General features: G+C 67.1%; 17 protein-coding genes. 6 read left to right on the top strand and 11 right to left on the bottom strand.

Going from position 1 to position 15445, the window contains the following annotated elements:
- Positions 1-77 precede the first annotated feature (77 nt).
- The 4 genes from ACJH7A_RS20345 to ACJH7A_RS20330 all read right to left on the bottom strand — a co-directional run bounded on the left by ACJH7A_RS20345 (position 78) and on the right by ACJH7A_RS20330 (position 3014).
- Positions 78-491 (bottom strand): hypothetical protein, encoded by a 414-nt coding sequence (locus ACJH7A_RS20345; protein WP_061009885.1) that lies wholly within the window; start codon positions 489-491, stop codon positions 78-80.
- Positions 492-625: 134 nt separating this feature from the next.
- The gene (locus ACJH7A_RS20340) at positions 626-970 is read right to left on the bottom strand and encodes a GerW family sporulation protein (protein WP_110767598.1); all 345 of its coding nucleotides are present in this window, start codon (positions 968-970) and stop codon (positions 626-628) included.
- A gap of 76 nt (positions 971-1046) precedes the next feature.
- Positions 1047-1544, bottom strand: coding sequence for a TspO/MBR family protein (locus ACJH7A_RS20335; protein ID WP_135357315.1), 498 nt, complete (start codon positions 1542-1544; stop codon positions 1047-1049).
- 90 nt (positions 1545-1634) lie between these two features.
- On the bottom strand, positions 1635-3014 hold the full coding sequence (locus ACJH7A_RS20330) for a deoxyribodipyrimidine photo-lyase (RefSeq protein WP_135357316.1): 1380 nt from the start codon (positions 3012-3014) through the stop codon (positions 1635-1637).
- Positions 3015-3095: 81 nt separating this feature from the next.
- On the opposite strand from ACJH7A_RS20330, the gene ACJH7A_RS20325 reads away from it, so the two are divergent.
- Positions 3096-3863, top strand: a complete 768-nt coding sequence (locus ACJH7A_RS20325; protein ID WP_061009895.1) for a DUF2127 domain-containing protein — start codon at positions 3096-3098, stop codon at positions 3861-3863.
- A 9-nt stretch (positions 3864-3872) separates the two neighbouring features.
- Here ACJH7A_RS20325 and ACJH7A_RS20320 read toward each other — a convergent pair whose 3' ends face one another.
- From ACJH7A_RS20320 to ACJH7A_RS20310, 3 genes are all read right to left on the bottom strand, one after another.
- Positions 3873-5312 carry an AMP-binding protein gene (locus ACJH7A_RS20320; RefSeq protein WP_256370151.1) on the bottom strand — a complete coding sequence of 480 codons (1440 nt, stop codon included), beginning with the start codon at positions 5310-5312 and terminating at the stop codon, positions 3873-3875.
- Between the two features lie 123 nt (positions 5313-5435).
- Entirely contained in the window at positions 5436-6035 is a 600-nt protein-coding gene (locus tag ACJH7A_RS20315) for a zinc-binding dehydrogenase (RefSeq protein WP_244602347.1), read from the bottom strand.
- Positions 5966-6409 carry an alcohol dehydrogenase catalytic domain-containing protein gene (locus ACJH7A_RS20310; RefSeq protein ID WP_234789752.1) on the bottom strand — a complete coding sequence of 148 codons (444 nt, stop codon included), beginning with the start codon at positions 6407-6409 and terminating at the stop codon, positions 5966-5968. The genes ACJH7A_RS20315 and ACJH7A_RS20310 overlap by 70 nt, the downstream gene beginning before the upstream one ends.
- A gap of 186 nt (positions 6410-6595) precedes the next feature.
- Here ACJH7A_RS20310 and ACJH7A_RS20305 point away from each other — a divergent pair, with 186 nt between their 5' ends.
- Genes ACJH7A_RS20305 through ACJH7A_RS20290 form a run of 4 tightly spaced genes read left to right on the top strand, consistent with a single transcriptional unit; the run spans position 6596 to position 9993 of the window.
- Positions 6596-7111 (top strand): WXG100 family type VII secretion target, encoded by a 516-nt coding sequence (locus ACJH7A_RS20305; RefSeq protein WP_064860409.1) that lies wholly within the window; start codon positions 6596-6598, stop codon positions 7109-7111.
- The gene (locus tag ACJH7A_RS20300) at positions 7108-8289 is read left to right on the top strand and encodes a type VII secretion target (protein ID WP_082934870.1); all 1182 of its coding nucleotides are present in this window, start codon (positions 7108-7110) and stop codon (positions 8287-8289) included. The genes ACJH7A_RS20305 and ACJH7A_RS20300 overlap by 4 nt, the downstream gene beginning before the upstream one ends.
- 23 nt (positions 8290-8312) lie before the next feature.
- Complete coding sequence (locus ACJH7A_RS20295; RefSeq protein ID WP_131808830.1) at positions 8313-9293, top strand: hypothetical protein; 981 nt, start codon at positions 8313-8315, stop codon at positions 9291-9293.
- A 10-nt stretch (positions 9294-9303) separates the two neighbouring features.
- Entirely contained in the window at positions 9304-9993 is a 690-nt protein-coding gene (locus tag ACJH7A_RS20290) for a nucleoside/nucleotide kinase family protein (RefSeq protein ID WP_268794107.1), read from the top strand.
- Positions 9994-10002: 9 nt separating this feature from the next.
- Here ACJH7A_RS20290 and ACJH7A_RS20285 read toward each other — a convergent pair whose 3' ends face one another.
- Positions 10003-10863 (bottom strand): helix-turn-helix domain-containing protein, encoded by an 861-nt coding sequence (locus ACJH7A_RS20285; protein ID WP_207546855.1) that lies wholly within the window; start codon positions 10861-10863, stop codon positions 10003-10005.
- A 76-nt stretch (positions 10864-10939) separates the two neighbouring features.
- On the opposite strand from ACJH7A_RS20285, the gene ACJH7A_RS20280 reads away from it, so the two are divergent.
- On the top strand, positions 10940-12202 hold the full coding sequence (locus ACJH7A_RS20280; RefSeq protein ID WP_064860411.1) for an amidohydrolase family protein: 1263 nt from the start codon (positions 10940-10942) through the stop codon (positions 12200-12202).
- Between the two features lie 53 nt (positions 12203-12255).
- Here the strand turns inward: ACJH7A_RS20280 and ACJH7A_RS20275 are convergent, their stop codons facing one another.
- The 3 genes from ACJH7A_RS20275 to ACJH7A_RS20265 all read right to left on the bottom strand — a co-directional run bounded on the left by ACJH7A_RS20275 (position 12256) and on the right by ACJH7A_RS20265 (position 15353).
- Entirely contained in the window at positions 12256-13380 is a 1125-nt protein-coding gene (locus ACJH7A_RS20275; protein WP_406802609.1) for an acyl-CoA dehydrogenase family protein, read from the bottom strand.
- Positions 13381-14613, bottom strand: coding sequence for an acyl-CoA dehydrogenase family protein (locus ACJH7A_RS20270; protein WP_406802608.1), 1233 nt, complete (start codon positions 14611-14613; stop codon positions 13381-13383).
- Between the two features lie 71 nt (positions 14614-14684).
- The gene (locus ACJH7A_RS20265; protein WP_346416806.1) at positions 14685-15353 is read right to left on the bottom strand and encodes a ScbR family autoregulator-binding transcription factor; all 669 of its coding nucleotides are present in this window, start codon (positions 15351-15353) and stop codon (positions 14685-14687) included.
- Positions 15354-15445 lie beyond the last annotated feature (92 nt).

The raw sequence follows: 15445 nt of genomic DNA, 5'->3' as shown, positions 1-15445 counted from the left end.
AGTGCTGCGAGGTCCGCAGTCCCCGTCAGCGGGCCGCCACCCCGTCAAACGACGGGGTGGCGGCCGCTTGCTGTCGGTCAGATGCGGATGAACGCGCTGCCCTGCATGTCCCAGACGCCCCAAGCGCCCAGGTCAGGGTTCCAGACCACCTGCATGCCGGTGGCCCAGTCCGGGAGCGCCGGTGCCGGTGGGGTGCCCATCGGCGGCACCACCGGGACCAGGACCCACGACGGCGTCGCGGTGAACGGAATACGGTCCTGCGGCATCGGCCCGCCGTGTCCAGGAGGCGGGAGGAAACCGCGTCCCGGCGGGAGCGGGTTGCCCGGTGTCCCGGCGTTTACGCCTGGTCCGGGGACGTTTGGCGACGGAAATGGCGGTGTCGGCATCGGGCCGACCGGGTCTGCCTGCGCGAGGCCGGCGCCGACGCCGAGGCCTGCCAGGCCAAGCATGCTGGTTGCAACTGCACGCGCTGCGGTCTTCTTCAAGGTCATGGGTTGATCTCCTTGCGTGTGCTCGTGATGAAAGAGGAATCGCTCTTCCGCGCTGTCCCGCGGTCGAACAACTCCACGACCCCCGCAACACCAGATACCCGGGAGCGGACTCGCGAAACACGCAATGTGGAGAGCTATGAAGTGAATCGGCGCCGGCCCGGCGCCAGATGTCCGTGATCGGACAGGTCCGGCCACGGCGGGCGCCGCAGCAGCGCAAGGCAGCCGATTGTCGCGGCCACCAGGCCCGTCACGACACCGACCAACGCGATGCGGTCCGCATCGACGGCGGGCACCCAGGTCGTGCCACTGTCACGGATGACGAAGACGCCCAGCGGTTTTGCCGTCGGTCCGGTGCCGCCGTGGCTGACCTTGGCGACGGGGATCACAGTCGAGCCATCAGGCGTGTGGTACGGCTCGGCGAACACCCGCCCGGACGCGTCATCGGCGAACTGGTCGAGAAAAGCTTCCGGATTCGGCAACCTGGCCTCCGCGTGTATCGGGCGTGGATGCTCGCCAGCGTAGGTCGATGGCCCGGTGAGTGCCAGACCTCCGCGGCTACGACTGGCCGGCTCGGCGGTTCAGTTGCCGGATGTGCCCGCACAACACGGTGGCGAAAGCGCACCACAGCGGATACAGCGCCAGTGGTGCGGCCCGTCCGCCGATGGCGTCGACGGCCCGCCTTGACAGATCGGCGCTGCTCACCGTCAGCACGGCGCTGACGGCTGTCGCCGTTCCGAACCGGCGGCGGTTGAAGAACAACCAGGACCACGCGGCGTTGAGTACGAGGTTCAGTGCGAGCCCGTTCCGGTAGGCGCGTCGCTCGATGTCGCGGCCGGTTGCCCCCAATTCATCGATGGTGGCGGCCGACACCGCGGCGATGTCCGCATACAGCGCCGGCCAGACCACCGGAAACACCTGACGCGGCGGCTGGTAGGCCGGCTTCCGCAGTTGCGCATACCACCTCGAGCGGACCGCAGGCGCTGTTGCGGCGCCGCCGACGGCCGCGGTGACGGCTGTCGCGACTCCCGTGATCAGTAATGTCGTGACACGCATCGCAATCCTTCCCCCGGTGCGGCAGAACCGCGACGGCACTGGCCAATTGGCAGGTGCCCCCTGTCGATGCTGCCATACGCCGGGGAATCGCTACGGTTTCCGCGACGCGCGCACGGCGGCGCTTCGGGCGCCGACCGCTTGGTACCGGCGGAGCGCTTCGCCGCGTTCTTCGCCGTGATCGACGATCGCCGCCGGGTAGTCGGCCGGCCGCGATCCCGATTTGAGGTGGGGATCAACCACGTCGGCCAGTTCGGGAATCCAGCGGCGGATGTAGGCGCCGGTGGGGTCGAATTTCTGTCCTTGCGCTGTCGGATTGAACACCCGGAAGTAGGGCGCGGCATCGGTGCCGCTGCCCGCGCACCATTGCCAGCCATGCTGATTGTTGGCGATATCGGCGTCCACCAACTGCTCCATGAACCAGCGGGCGCCCCATTGCCAAGGCAGGTGCAGGTCTTTGACCAGAAAGGACGCGGCGATCATACGTACCCGGTTGGGCATGAATCCGGTCTGATGCAATTGCCGCATGCCGGCGTCGACGAACGGGAATCCGGTCTGTCCGGCCTTCCAGGCTTCGAAGAGCCGCTCTGCCGCGTCGTCGGTATCGGTCTCGATGACATCGAAGTCGCGGTTCCAGTTGTGCCAGGCGCTGTTCGGCCAGTGATGCAGTACCGCGGCATAGAAATCGCGAAAAGCAAGCTGGCGCAGGTACGCAAGGTGGCTGCTGTGGCGTAAGTCGAGGTCGGCGACCATGGTGCGGGGATGAATGGTGCCGAACTTCAAATGCACCGACATATGGCTCGTGCCGTCGATGCCGGGCAGGTCGCGGTGGTCGTCATAGTCGCCCAGTCCCTCGTCGACGAACTGCTGCCACCGGTGCCGAGCTGCCTCCTCGCCGGCGGTGAATCCGGCCGGCACACCAGTGTCTGGGGCGTCGGCAAGTTTGGACACGGCGGTCGCCACGCTGCCCGGATCGATCCACCGTGCCGATTGTGCACCGGTGCCGGCCGGTTGCCGCCAGCCGTGGTCACGCCAGCGACGGAAGAACGGCGTGAACACCTTGTATGGGCTGTCGTCGTCTTTGGTGACCCGCCCCGGCGAGATCAGGTACGGCGATCCGGTGGATATCAGGGGGATACCGTCCAGGGCGTCCTGCACGCGGCTGTCGCGGCGTCGGCCAAACGGCGAGAAATCTGCCGAGATGTGCACTGCAGTGGCATCGACTTTGTTGGCGATCAACGGAATTCGCTCTTCAGGGCGGCCACGGGTGATCAGGAGTCGGCCATCGAGTTCTGCGTTCAGGTGTCTCAAACAGTCGCCCAGGAACTGCAGACGGCGCGGGCCCGACGACGCCTCGAGGCGCGGGTCGAGCACAAAGCACGCGAGTACGTCACGGTCCTGGTCGATCGCAGCCGCCAGCGCGGGCAGGTCATGCAGCCGCAGGTCGCGACGGAACCACAGTAGGGATGGCATCGGTCCATCTTCCTTGAACCGGCGGAACTACGGCGGGCGGATTCGGGTGCTCCGCTCAGCTCGTGTCGATACGGTACGGACATGGTGGATTTCGCCCTCCGGTCCTGCGGACTCCGCGGCCACGCAACGTTCGCCCCGGATGAGCCGGAGCTGGCCGCCCGTCTGCACGTGCAGACCCCGGTCGGTGAGGCGTGGCGCTGCCTGAGGTGCGAGACGTTCGTCGTCGGCCCGCCACGGGGGAAGGGACCGGCGGAATCGGCACCCGAAGTCCCGCGCGGCCGGCTGCTGCGCGACCGCGTGCTGATGCGGGTGCTGGCGGTCGAGCGCGTCTTCCGATTCCTGCTGCTGGCCGCGATGTCCTACGGCGTCTTCAGGGTGCGAGCGGCGCGTGTGCATCTGCGGGACATGTTCGAGAAGGACCTGCCCCTGCTGCGGCCGCTGGCCGACCAGATCGGCTGGAACATCGACGGTTCCAAGATCATTCGGCACATCAACGATGCCTTCACCATGTCGGGCACGACCCTGTTGTGGATCGGGATCGGCATTGCGGTGTATGCGCTGATCGAGTTGGTGGAAGCTGTCGGGCTGTGGGGGATGTGGCGGTGGGGAGAGTATTTCGCGGTGGTGGCCACCGGTATCTTCCTGCCGCTGGAGATCTACGAGCTGACGGAAAAGGTCACCACACTGCGCGTGGCGATGCTGCTGGTGAACATCATCGCCGTGCTGTGGTTGTTGTGGAGCAAGCGGCTGTTCGGCCTCAACGGCGGTGGTGCGGCGTACCGGCAGGAGCACGAGACCGAGAGCCTGATGAGCGTCGAGCGGGCAGGCCTCGCGACGACCACGCCCTGAGCAGCCGCGCTAGTTGGTGAATCGTGCTCGGAGCTGTTCGCGCAGTATCTGTTTCGCGATCTTGCCATTGGTCGTCAGCGGTAGGGCGTCCACGAACACGACGTGCCGGGGGCGCTTGAAGGCCGCGATGTGCTCGCGAACATACGCGGTCAGGGCATCCGCGTCAGGGTGAGCCCCGCCGCTGGGCACGACGACCGCGCAGATGGCCTCACCCCAGTACGGATCCGGAACCCCCACGACCGCAACCTGATCCACGTCGGGGTGCGCTGACAGCACGTCCTCGACTTCCCGCGAGGACACGTTCTCGCCGCCGGTGATGATGATGTCCTTCAGCCGGTCGGACACCACGAGTCGGCCCTCGTCGTCGAGATATCCGACGTCGCCGGTGTGCAACCAGCCGTCGACGGTCGTGGGCGTGTCGGGCCAGTACCGGACCGCCACCTGGTCTCCGCGCACCAGGATTTCGCCGTTCGGCGCGATCCGGATCTGCACGCCGCCGTGGGGACGGCCGGCCGACCCGAGGACGGCGGTGTCGCCAGCAGCGCCCGCCCGGTGGTCCTCGGGCCCGAGAAACGTGACGTTGCCGCCGGTTTCGGTCATTCCGTAACCCTGGTGGAATCCCACGTCGAGCCGGTCGAGGGCACGCCGGAGCAGGTCGGCCGGAATGGCCGACGAACCGTAGGCGATGTCGCGAAGCGACGGCAGATCGGTGCCGGCCTGGTCCAGATGGGCCAGCAGGCTGTGCAGCATGGTCGGGGCCAACGAACACGAGGTCACCTGGTGCCGGTTCACCGCGGCCGCGAAGTCATCGGGCCGGAATGCCGCCACCGGCAGCACCGTCGACCGGGCACCGTGGTGCACCAGCATGTTGTACCCGGCGATGTGGCACATGGGAAACGGCAGCAGATAGACACCGCCCGGACGGACCGACCTGCCGGCGATACTGCCCCGGACCGCCGCGGTGATCGAACGATGCGTGTGCACAACACCTTTCGGCGCTCCCGTCGACCCACTGGTGAACAGCAGCCAGACGGGGTCGTCGGCGTCAGGTTCGTCGGGCCCGGGCCGTCCGGCCGATTGAGTTGCCGCAGTCCACTCTTCGCTGTCGAACGAGATTGCCTCGGGCCGGTTCAGGGGCCCCAGATAGCGGCCGTCACCCAGTATCAAGGTCGGAGCCGCGGTCGCCAGTTGTGCGACATGCTCGTCGGCACTGAGCCGCTGATTGATCAGGACCAGGATGCGTCCGGCGCCGGGCACCGCGTAGTAGAGCGTCGCGTAATCCGGGCCGTTGTCGGCGATCACCGCGACGCGGTCGCCGCGCCTGGTCCGCGACGCGATCCAGCCGGCGACCGCCGCGATCGACCGGTCGAACTGCGCGAACGTCGTGACGGTGCCGTCCTCGGCGATGAGAGCCGGCCGATCAGGCATTGCGGCAGCGGCGTCGGACACCAGGTGATGGAGCAATTCGCGATGCCCCACAATGCCTCCCGTGCCTCGGCCTGAACGTCCGCATCACGCTACCAGCCCGGTGGTCGGATGAGTCTCCGTCCCAAGGGCTTTGGCCGGGCGAGCTCAGCCGGAATGCGTGGCGAGGATGACTTTCCCGCGGACGTGCCCGGCCTCGACGAGGCGGTGCGCGTCAGCCACCTTCGACAGTGGCAGCACCTCGGTTTCCGGTGGCCGGATCGCGCCCTTGGCGCAGAGTGCGGCCAACTCCATGAGGTGCTGGGGCTGGCGCTGGACCGCGATCATGTTGGAGACGATCCGCACGCCGCGCTCGGCGGCACGGGCCACCCGCTCCTCGTCGGCGCGCGAAATGAGGGTCTCGATCTCGACGTAGCTGCCGCCGGGAGCCACCAGCTCCTCGGCATGCGGCAGCAGGGTGTCCAGCCCGACGGCGTCGAGCACCTGATCGACGCCCGACGGAGCCCAGGCCCGCAGCTGCGCGACGACGTCGCCGCCGCGGTAGTCGATGGCCAGCTCGGCGCCGAGTTCGGTGACGTAATCGAAGTTCCTCGGGCTGCACGTCACCGCGACCCGCGCGCCCAGCGCCCGGGCGATCTGGATCGCGATGCTGCCGACGCCACCGGCGCCGCCGTTGATCAGCACGGTCTGGCCGTCCTGCAGCCCGCCGGCGTCGACCATGCCGCCGTAGGCGGTGCTGCCCGCCACCGGCAGTCCCGCGGCGTCGACGTGGCTCCAGCCGGCGGGCAGTGGCGCGAGCAGCTCGGACGATGCGAGGCAGTATTCGGCGTAGTGCCGTCATTCCCGTTGCGCTGGTTGGACATCCCGAAGACCTGATCGCCCACCTGCCAACGGGTCACGCCCGGCCCGACTGCCGCGATGACGCCGGCCAGGTCGAAGCCGAGCACGAACGGGAAGTGATAGTCGATGTAGGCGGAGAGCTTGCCCTCGCGGGTTTTCCAGTCCGCCGGGTTGACGCTGGTGCAGGCGATCTCGACCAGCACCTCGTCGGCCGCGGGCACCGGGGTGGGCAACTCGGCGGCGTGCAGCACCTCGGGGCCGCCGAACTCGGTCAGCACCATTGCTTGCATTGTGTCGGGCGGGGGCGCGATGTGGGAGGTCATCATTCGGTCTTAGTCGGCCCGCAGCGTCAGTGGAAGGCAGGTTCCCACTAGGTGACATCCTGGTCGCGGGGACGCGATTTTTGGTGACCGGTGGCCTGCGGCCCGTGGGGGACAATGGAGACCGATGGGAACGGGGGACGGTCCATGTCGTACACGGTGTCGCAGGTGCTGAATTCCGATCCGGAATCGCTGCTGACCGCATCCCTCGACGCGCGGGCCGCGGCCCAGCGCGTCGGCGCCCAGATCGACCGGGCACGAACGCAATTCGCCCATCTGGCCGAGGACTGGACCGGCACCGCCGCCGATGCCGCGCAGAAGCAGGGGCGCGAATCGCTCGACGAGCAGACCGCATATCGGAACCAGCTCGATGCCGTGGCAGAGCCGTTGGCGACAGGTGGTGCCCAGCTCACCGAGCTCCGCGCCAGTCTGAAGAAGGCAGTCGACGCTGCCGGGTCGCAGTGGGACGTCGCCGACGACGGCGGGGTCACGCCCGGCTTCTGGCTCCGCTGGTATGCGCGGGTTTCGCCGGTCCAGGCGCTGCAGATCGCGGCCAAGCGGATCGAGGTCGAGAACGCGATCAAACTGCTGCTCGCGAAATTCGAAGCGGCCGACCGCGACACCGGCCATCAGCTCCGCAAGGTCGGTTGGGAACTGGCATGACGGCGCCGTTGACGGTCGTCGTGGCCTCGTTGCGGGAAACCGCAGCGGAGCTGGCGGACGTGGCCGGCGGACTGGTCAACGACGGCGGCGGCCCCGAACTGTCTGCCGCCGCGGGCCCGGTGGCCGGGCTCGACAGCGGCCAGGCGTGTCGCGAGGTGGGGGCTGCGCTCCTGCGTCGTGCGCAGGTGCTGGGACAGGGCATGTCCGCGTTCGCGGGGAAGCTCGATTCGGCCGCGTTCCTTTACGAGCACGGCGACCAAGCAGCTGCCGAACGTATTCCGTTCGACGTGCCGGAAGCGAAAGACGCACGAATCGGTGATGATCCCGGGGAACCGGGATACGACCCCGTCAACAAGTACGAGGACGCGCTGCGCGACGCGGGCCTGCTGAGCGGGACCAGCGCGGGGTATTACCGGGAGTGGCTGCAGAATGCGGCGAAAAAGGGTGTGCCGCCTCAGGTCATCGTCGACATCGCACGGCAGCAGAAGCTCACCCCGGCGAGTTTCGAGATCCTCGAGGGCATGGAGCGCGTCGTCGACAACAACCGAACGAGCAGCGATCCCAGCGACGACAACACCTACTTCCTGCTACCGCCGGGGACCAGCGCCGACGACGCCCGCCGGGCCGTGTTGATGACGTACATCCTCAACGCGGGCACCAGCTACAAAAAAGGAAACCCGACCACCGACTTCGCCGAAACGCCCTACACGGCGACCGAGGTGCAGCGCATCGTCGACCGGCAGTCGGCGAATTCCTGGAGCTACGAACAGGTTCCGCGACTGGCGGGCAGCGGCGGGCGGTTCGCCACCACACCCAACGGCATGCTGATGGGACTGGGCGGCGGGTTCATCCAGAACCAGCTGAGCCAGCAGGCCGGATCCACCTATGGTGACGTGTTCCTGATCAACATCGATCACCCGGCGGATGCGGGCGACCAACTCCGCAAGATCATCGGGTCGGGTCAGATGTGGTACGACGGGCCCGGCGGCGCACGCCAGCAGGACATGGACATCGATCGCGTCCTGCATCACGAAGAGCGGCACTCGGGACAGTGGGCCGCGTTGGGACCCGTGGAATTCGCCAAGCAGTACGCGATCAGTCTGGCCGCCGAAAAGCTCACCGGCCGCCGAAATCCGTTCGAGACCAACGCCGGCGCATCGGACGGGGGTTACTCGTGATCCGGCGAATCCACTGTCTCGGTGTGGCTTTCGTGACGCTGCTGGCGTTGTGCGGCTGTGACCCCCTGGGGAAGCCGTCGCTACCGGTGCAATTCGGAGTCCGGGTGACCGACGGACAACTGCGGGTGTGGACCGGCTCACCATGCCGCGGCACGACGGCCGTCAACGTCACCTTCAACATCGATGGCCGCGCCAAGGCGGAACTGAAGCTCGAGGCGACGCCATTGCCGGAAGCCATCGGTGCACGCACGACTCCGCCGAACCCCGGCGTCGAAGTCGAGTACCTCACCGTCGGCGGGCCCTATCCAGGGTTCGATGTGGTGACGCCGCTGCCCGCCGGATTCGACTGGCGCACCGCGGACACCGTGTCCGTCTTTCCGCAGTCGCCACGATCATTCGGCGGTGTCAGCAAGCTGGGCGAGGCGATCACGGAATCGGACCGGCATCCGCCGGACACCTACTGGTTCGAGGGCATCGGTTGGCTCAATCCTGCGGGCGTCGCGGCCCGGGACGGCACGAAGTTCCTGACGCTCTGTTCGCGTGACCCCGCGCGGGGCCGGCAACTGCCGAGGGTTTTCGGGGTGCGCGTCACCGACGGGACGTTGCGAATCTGGCCCGGCCGGTACTGCGGTCCGGTGGACGCGGTGATCCTGACATTCCAGCCCGGTCAGACGGATATGGTACTGGCTGCCGACGCACGCAATGCCGTCCCGTTCGACTCCCTGACCGCCACCGGGCCGTACCCCGGCTTCGCTGTGGCACGGCCGCTGCCCGGCGGATTCGACTGGCGGACCCGGAAAACGGTGCTGCTGCGGGTCTACCGCCCCAGCGGGGAGCCGGAAACCACCACAACCGACCTCGGTCCGGCCGTCACCGAGTCGGGCCGGCATGCACCGGATACCTACTGGTTCCAGGGATTCGGCTGGCTGAGTCCCGCTGATGTCGCGGGCAAGGACGGCACGGAGCTGTTGACGGCGTGTGCGCCCGAGCCGCAGCGCCGGTGACATTGCCGGTATCGCGTGCTGCACGTCTTCGACTTGGACGCGCCGAACGGCTAATGTCCGCGCCATGGCCCGCTTGACGGACGATGTCGCCCGACTGCTCGATGAGCGGTCGGGCCGGGTGGTTGTCGGTCTCACCGGGCCACCGGGTGTCGGCAAGTCGACCGCGGCCGCACATCTCGTCGATGAATTCAATTCCGCGCAGCATGATTTCGCGGCCCTACTGCCCATGGATGGCTTTCATCTCGCCAATGCGCAGCTGGCGCGGCTCGGCCGCAAAGGCCGTAAGGGTGCCCCGGACACCTTCGATGCGGCCGGTTTCCTGGTGGCGTTGGCTCGGGTGCGGGACGCGTATCAGACTGCCGATGTCTATGTGCCACGGTTCGATCGGGCGATGGAGGAGTCTGTTGCGGCCGGACTGGTTGTGCCCGCGGCGGCCCGGCTCGTGGTCACGGAGGGGAACTATCTGGCGTTGCCGTCCAACGGCTTTGCCGGTGCGCGGGAGCTGATCGATCGGCTGTACTACCTCAGCGGCGCCGACGAGGTGCGGCGGCAGCGACTGCTTGCGCGCCACATCGCCGGCGGACGCAGTTTGATCGCGGCCGAGCACTGGGTCCGTGCGGTCGACGAGCCGAACGCGCGGTTGATCGCCGAGACCCAGGTGCGATGTGATCGCACCTGGGAGATGGCTGACCGGCCGTGATCGCGACCCTTATCGCGACTCGTGCGGCGCGCGCGCCGTCTCCGCGGTCTGGCGCCGGTAACCCGACGGTGACTGCCCGCTGAACTGGGTGAAGCAGCGGGTGAACGCGCTCAGGCTCTCGAAGCCGACCGCGGTGGCAGTGGCCTGCACCGACTGCCCCGGTTCTGTCAGCAACGCCATCGCCCGGAGCATCCGGGCGTTGAGAAGATAAGTCCGCCAAGATAATCCGATGGACTCCTGGAACAGCCGGCGCAGCGACCGCTGCGACACCGCGACCGCGCGGCTCACCTGTTCGGCCGTTGCCGAAGCCAGATGCGCTTTCGTGTAGGCCATGGCCGCGGCGACGATCGGGTGCTCGGACGTCGGCAGGCTCAGCGGCGCTTCGTGGTCCAGCGCTTCGGCGACGAGATGCGCCAGGGTGCGAAAAAACCCGTCGGAGACGGCATCGCCGTCCGGCCGGTCGATGGGCCACCGCAACGCGTAGATCATCATCTCGCGGATCAGTGGGGAGACGGCGATGATCCGAGCCCGGTCCGACCGGTCCGAGATCAGGCCGGGATCGAACATCACGGCAACGGTCTGGACGTCGGGGTTCATCACCGCCTGATGGGGCAGGCCGGCCGGTATCCAGGCGGCCTGTTGCGGCGGCAGTAGATAGTGGGCGACATCGGTTTCCACCTCGACGAGGCCGTGCAGTGCGTATTCGATCTGGTGCACCTCGTGCGAGTGCCAGCCGGTGATCAGCGCGTCGCCCTCGTAGAGGTAGCTGCCGCCGAGGACGCGGCCGCCGCGGCGCAGCTCGATCACCGGCCGCTCGGACATCTTGGCCGTTTGAGATAAACCTCTGTCCGAAAGTGCAGAGACGGTCACGCCTGTAGACGGTACTACTGAGGTGTGCAGGCGCGGACGTGAGGATGCCGCGCACGTGAGGAGCAATTGGAGTCCAGTGAATACCGACGACCTGATCCTGGTGAGCATCGATGACCATGTCGTGGAGCCGCCCGACATGTTCGTCAACCACGTTCCGGACAAGTACAAGCCCGAGGCGCCGATCGTCGTCACCGACGACAAGGGCGTCGACCAGTGGATGTACCAGGGCCGCCCCCAAGGAGTGAGCGGGCTCAATGCCGTGGTCTCCTGGCCGGCCGAGGAGTGGGGCCGCGATCCTGCCGGGTTCGCAGAGATGCGTCCCGGCGTCTACGACGTGCACGAGCGGGTGCGCGACATGAACCGCAACGGCATCCTGGCCTCGATGTGCTTCCCGACCTTCACCGGTTTCTCCGCCCGGCACCTGAACATGCACCGCGAAGAGGCCACCCTGGTGATGGTCTCGGCCTACAACGACTGGCATATCGATGAATGGGCCGGTTCGTACCCGGACCGGTTCATCCCCATCGCGATCCTGCCGACGTGGAACCCCGAGGCGATGTGCCGTGAGATCCGTCGCGTCGCCGCGAAAGGGTGCCGGGCGGTGACGATGCCCGAGTTGCCGCACCTGGAAGGCCTGCCGAGCTACTTCGACGAAGACTACTGGGGCCCGGTGTTCCGTACCCTGTCGGAAGAGAACGTCGTGATGTGCCTGCACATCGGCACCGGTTTCGGCGCGATCTCGATGGCCAAGGACGCCCCGATCGACAATCTGATCATCCTGGCCACGCAGGTCTCTGCGATGTGCGCCCAGGACCTGCTGTGGGGCCCGGCGATGCGCAACTACCCGGACCTGAAATTCGCGTTCTCCGAAGGCGGTATCGGTTGGATCCCGTTCTATCTGGATCGCAGCGACCGGCACTACACCAACCAGAAATGGCTGCGCCGCGACTTCGGGGACAAGCTGCCCAGTGACGTCTTCCGTGAGCATTCGCTGGCGTGCTACGTCACCGACAAGACGTCGCTGAAGCTGCGCCACGAGATCGGTATCGACATCATCGCCTGGGAGTGCGACTATCCGCACTCGGACTGCTTCTGGCCCGATGCGCCCGAGCAGGTGCTGGCCGAGTTGAATGCCGCGGGCGCAAGCGATTCCGACATCGACAAGATCACCTGGCAGAACTCCTGCCGGTTCTTCGGCTGGGACCCGTTCAAGTTGACCCCGAAGGACCAGGCGACGGCGGGTGCCCTGCGCGCCAAAGCCGTCGACGTCGACACGTCGATCCGGCCGCGCGCCGAGTGGGCAAAGCTGTACGCGCAGAAGCAGATGACGCTCACCTGATCCGGTCCGGCCGGATCAGGTGAGGGCACACCCAGAGTTGCGCGGCGCCGAACTCAGCCGCGGGTCAGTTCTGCGTAGCGGGTCACGTGGTGGTCGGTGGAGCCGTATTCGTACTGAACGGCGGTGAGCCGCTTGAAGTAGTGGCCGATGGCGAGCTCTTCGGTCATACCCATGCCGCCGTGCAGCTGTACGGCGTTCTGGCCGATGAACCGTGCGGCGCGGCCGACGGTGGCCTTGGCCGCGGAAACCGCGCGTGCCCGGGTGTGCGCGTCGGCTTCCAGGTTGAGCACGGCAAGGTACACCGCCGACACGGACTGTTCGAGCTCCATGTGCATGTCGACCATGCGATGCTGCAGTGCCTGGAAGCTGCCGATCGGCTGGCCGAACTGCTGGCGCTGCTTGGCGTATTCGACGGTGTCGGCCAACACCTTTCGCATGTTGCCGACGGCTTCGGCGCACACGGCGGCGGCGCCCTCGTCGCGCGCCTGGGCGATGGACGGCCAGGCGTCGCCTTCGGTGCCGAGGAGTGCGTCGCCCGGCAGTCGTAGTTCGCGCAGTTCCAGGTCGGCCGCGCGCCGGTCGTCGACGGTGCGGTAGCTGTGCATCGTCAGCCCGGCGCGGGGCTCGGACACGTCGACCAGGAACAGCGAGATGCCGCCGGCGGTCTGCGCGGTGACGAGCAGATGCGTGGCCAACGGCGCGTTGACCACCACGATCTTGTCGCCGCTCAGTACCCAGGCGTCGCCGTCGCGGGTGGCGGTGGTCTGGACGTCCTGCCAGCGGTCGCCACTGTGCGCCTCGGCTGCAGCGAGTGCGACAACCGCTGTGCCGGAGGCGATTTCCTCCAACACCGGGCCTGCCACCGGGCTACCGGATCGCAGCAGCAGGCCGCCGGCGACCACCGCGGTGTCCACGTACGGTTCGATGACCAGGGCGTGACCCAGCGCTTCGGCGATCAACATGACCTCGACGGGCCCGCCGCCGATGCCGCCGACGTCCTCGGGCAGCGCGGCGCCGAGGATGCCGAGTTCCTCGGCGAACGACCGCCAGATGTCGGGCTGCCAGCCCGGCCCGGATTTCGCTGCCGCACGGCTGGATTCGAGGTCGTACCGGCCGGCCAGGAACTTGGACAGGCCGTCCCGGAGAAGTTCCTGTTCCGCGGAGAAGGTGAAGTCCATTTACAGCCCCAATTCTGCTTTGGCGAGGATGTTGCGCTGAATTTCGTTGCTGCCGGCGTAGATCGACCCGGCGCGGTCGTTGAAGTAGCGCAGTGGCGCCACGGCCTGCCATGCCTCACCACTGACGTAACCGTCTGCGGGAGGGGTGAATTCGGCCACCGGACCACCGGGACGGGTGGCATGCGGCTGGTACGCCCGACCTCTGGGCCCGGCGGCCTCCATGGCCAGTTCGGTCAGGGTCTGGCTCAACTCCGTGGAGAGGACCTTGAGCATCGACGACGCTGCGCCCGGATGGCCGCCGCCGGCCAGCGCGGCCAGCACGCGGTATTCGAGTATCTCGAGCACTTCGGTACGAATCCGTGCATCGGCGAGCTTGCGCGAGAACGCGGCATCGTCGAGCAGCCGGCCGCCGTCGGGGCCCGCCGCCTTCGCCGCCGCCGCGGCGATGTCGGCGGCCAGCACCTGCAGGCCCGGGGCGGCGGCGCCGCCGCCGCGCTCGAACTCGAGCAGGTACTTCGCGACGGTCCAGCCGTCGTCGATCTGTCCGATGACATTGCTCTTGGGCACCCGGACCGCGTCGAAGAACACCTGGTTCTGGACCTCTTCGCCGGACGTCATCACCAGCGGCCGGATCTCGATGCCCGGTGTGCTCATGTCCATGAGCACGAAGGTGATGCCGTGTTGCTTCTTGGCGCTGCGGGTGGTGCGCACGAGCGCGAACATCCAGTTGGCCTCGGTGGCGTGGGTGGTCCAGATCTTGCTGCCGGTGCACACCAGGTCGTCGCCGTCGGAAACGGCGGCCATGGTCAGGGCGGCCAGGTCGGATCCGGCTTCGGGCTCGGAGTAGCCCTGGCAGAAGAAGACCTCGCCGGTCAGGATGCGGGGCAGAAAGTAGTCCTTCTGTTCAGGGGTGCCGAAGCGGATGATCGCGTGCGCCACCATGCGGATACCCATGGGGGACAGGGACGGCGCCCCGGCCAGGGTCGACTCCCGGCTGAAGATGTAGTGTTGCGTCAAGCTCCAATCGCAGCCGCCGTATTCGACGGGCCAGGCCGGTGCTGCCCAACCGCGCTCGTGGAGGATGCGCTGCCAGGCGAGACTCGCGTCGTGATCGCTGTACACGCTCGTCATCAGCCGCCCGGCTTCTCGGATGTCCGGTGTCAGATTTTCTTGCAGAAACGTGCGTACTTCATCGCGGAATGCCAGATCGCTGGCCGACCAATTGAGGTCCATGCAGACTCCTCTGTCGCTTGGGCTGATGGCAGCCTAGCAACAAAGAAGTGAACTTAGTTAGCGATGTGGACTCAGGGCGTGGCGGTGTGCTCCGTGATGTCGGTCTGTCGCGCGGATGCGGCCACCATGAAGTCGAGATGACGGTCGAGCGATTCCGCCGTCACGATCGCGGGCATCAGAACGCGCCACTGCTTGGTGAACCGGTCGCGGAGGTCGTCACCGTCGGACGCGGCGCTGGACATCAACTCCGCGCCGAGGATCCACGCCACCAGTGTGTTGGCGACATCGGCTGGGTCCGCGCCGGGGCGCAGGTCGCCGTCCGTTTCGGCGCGTTTGATGTCCGAGGTGAACTGGTCGACGAAGTTGACGTAGCTGTGTCGCGCGGTCGGGTTGAACCCCGCGAACGTCCGCAGCAGTTTGGTTCCGGCCTGGGCCGTGCGGTTGGTCGCCAGCAGATCGCTGGTGATGAAGGTGCCGACGATGAGTGACTTCATCGCGCTGTGCTCCGAATCCCGTGCGGACTGGAACACGTTGTGCAGCAGAACCATTGCCTCTTCGATGATGACAGTGGCCAGTGCCTCTTTGGAATCGAAGTGGTAGTACAGCGCACCCTTGGTCAGCTCGGCGCGTTCGATGATGTCAGCCAATCCAGCGGCGGGATAACCGATCTCGTTGATCAAATCGACAGCAGAGTCAATGATCTTGCGTCGGGTCACTTCGGATCGCGGCTGGCGCCCCATTCGTCGATCACCTTCCGTCAGCGCGCGTTCTGTGGCTAGCCCCCCGAATCATCCTAAGGGTGCCATAACGTAGGCCGTTGTTGGTGTCGTTC

The sequence above is a fragment of the Mycobacterium sp. SMC-17 genome, from assembly GCF_045310915.1.
GTDB lineage: Bacteria > Actinomycetota > Actinomycetes > Mycobacteriales > Mycobacteriaceae > Mycobacterium.
The sequence above is the reverse complement of the archived record's forward strand: the minus strand, read 5'-3'. Positions and strand labels throughout refer to the sequence as shown.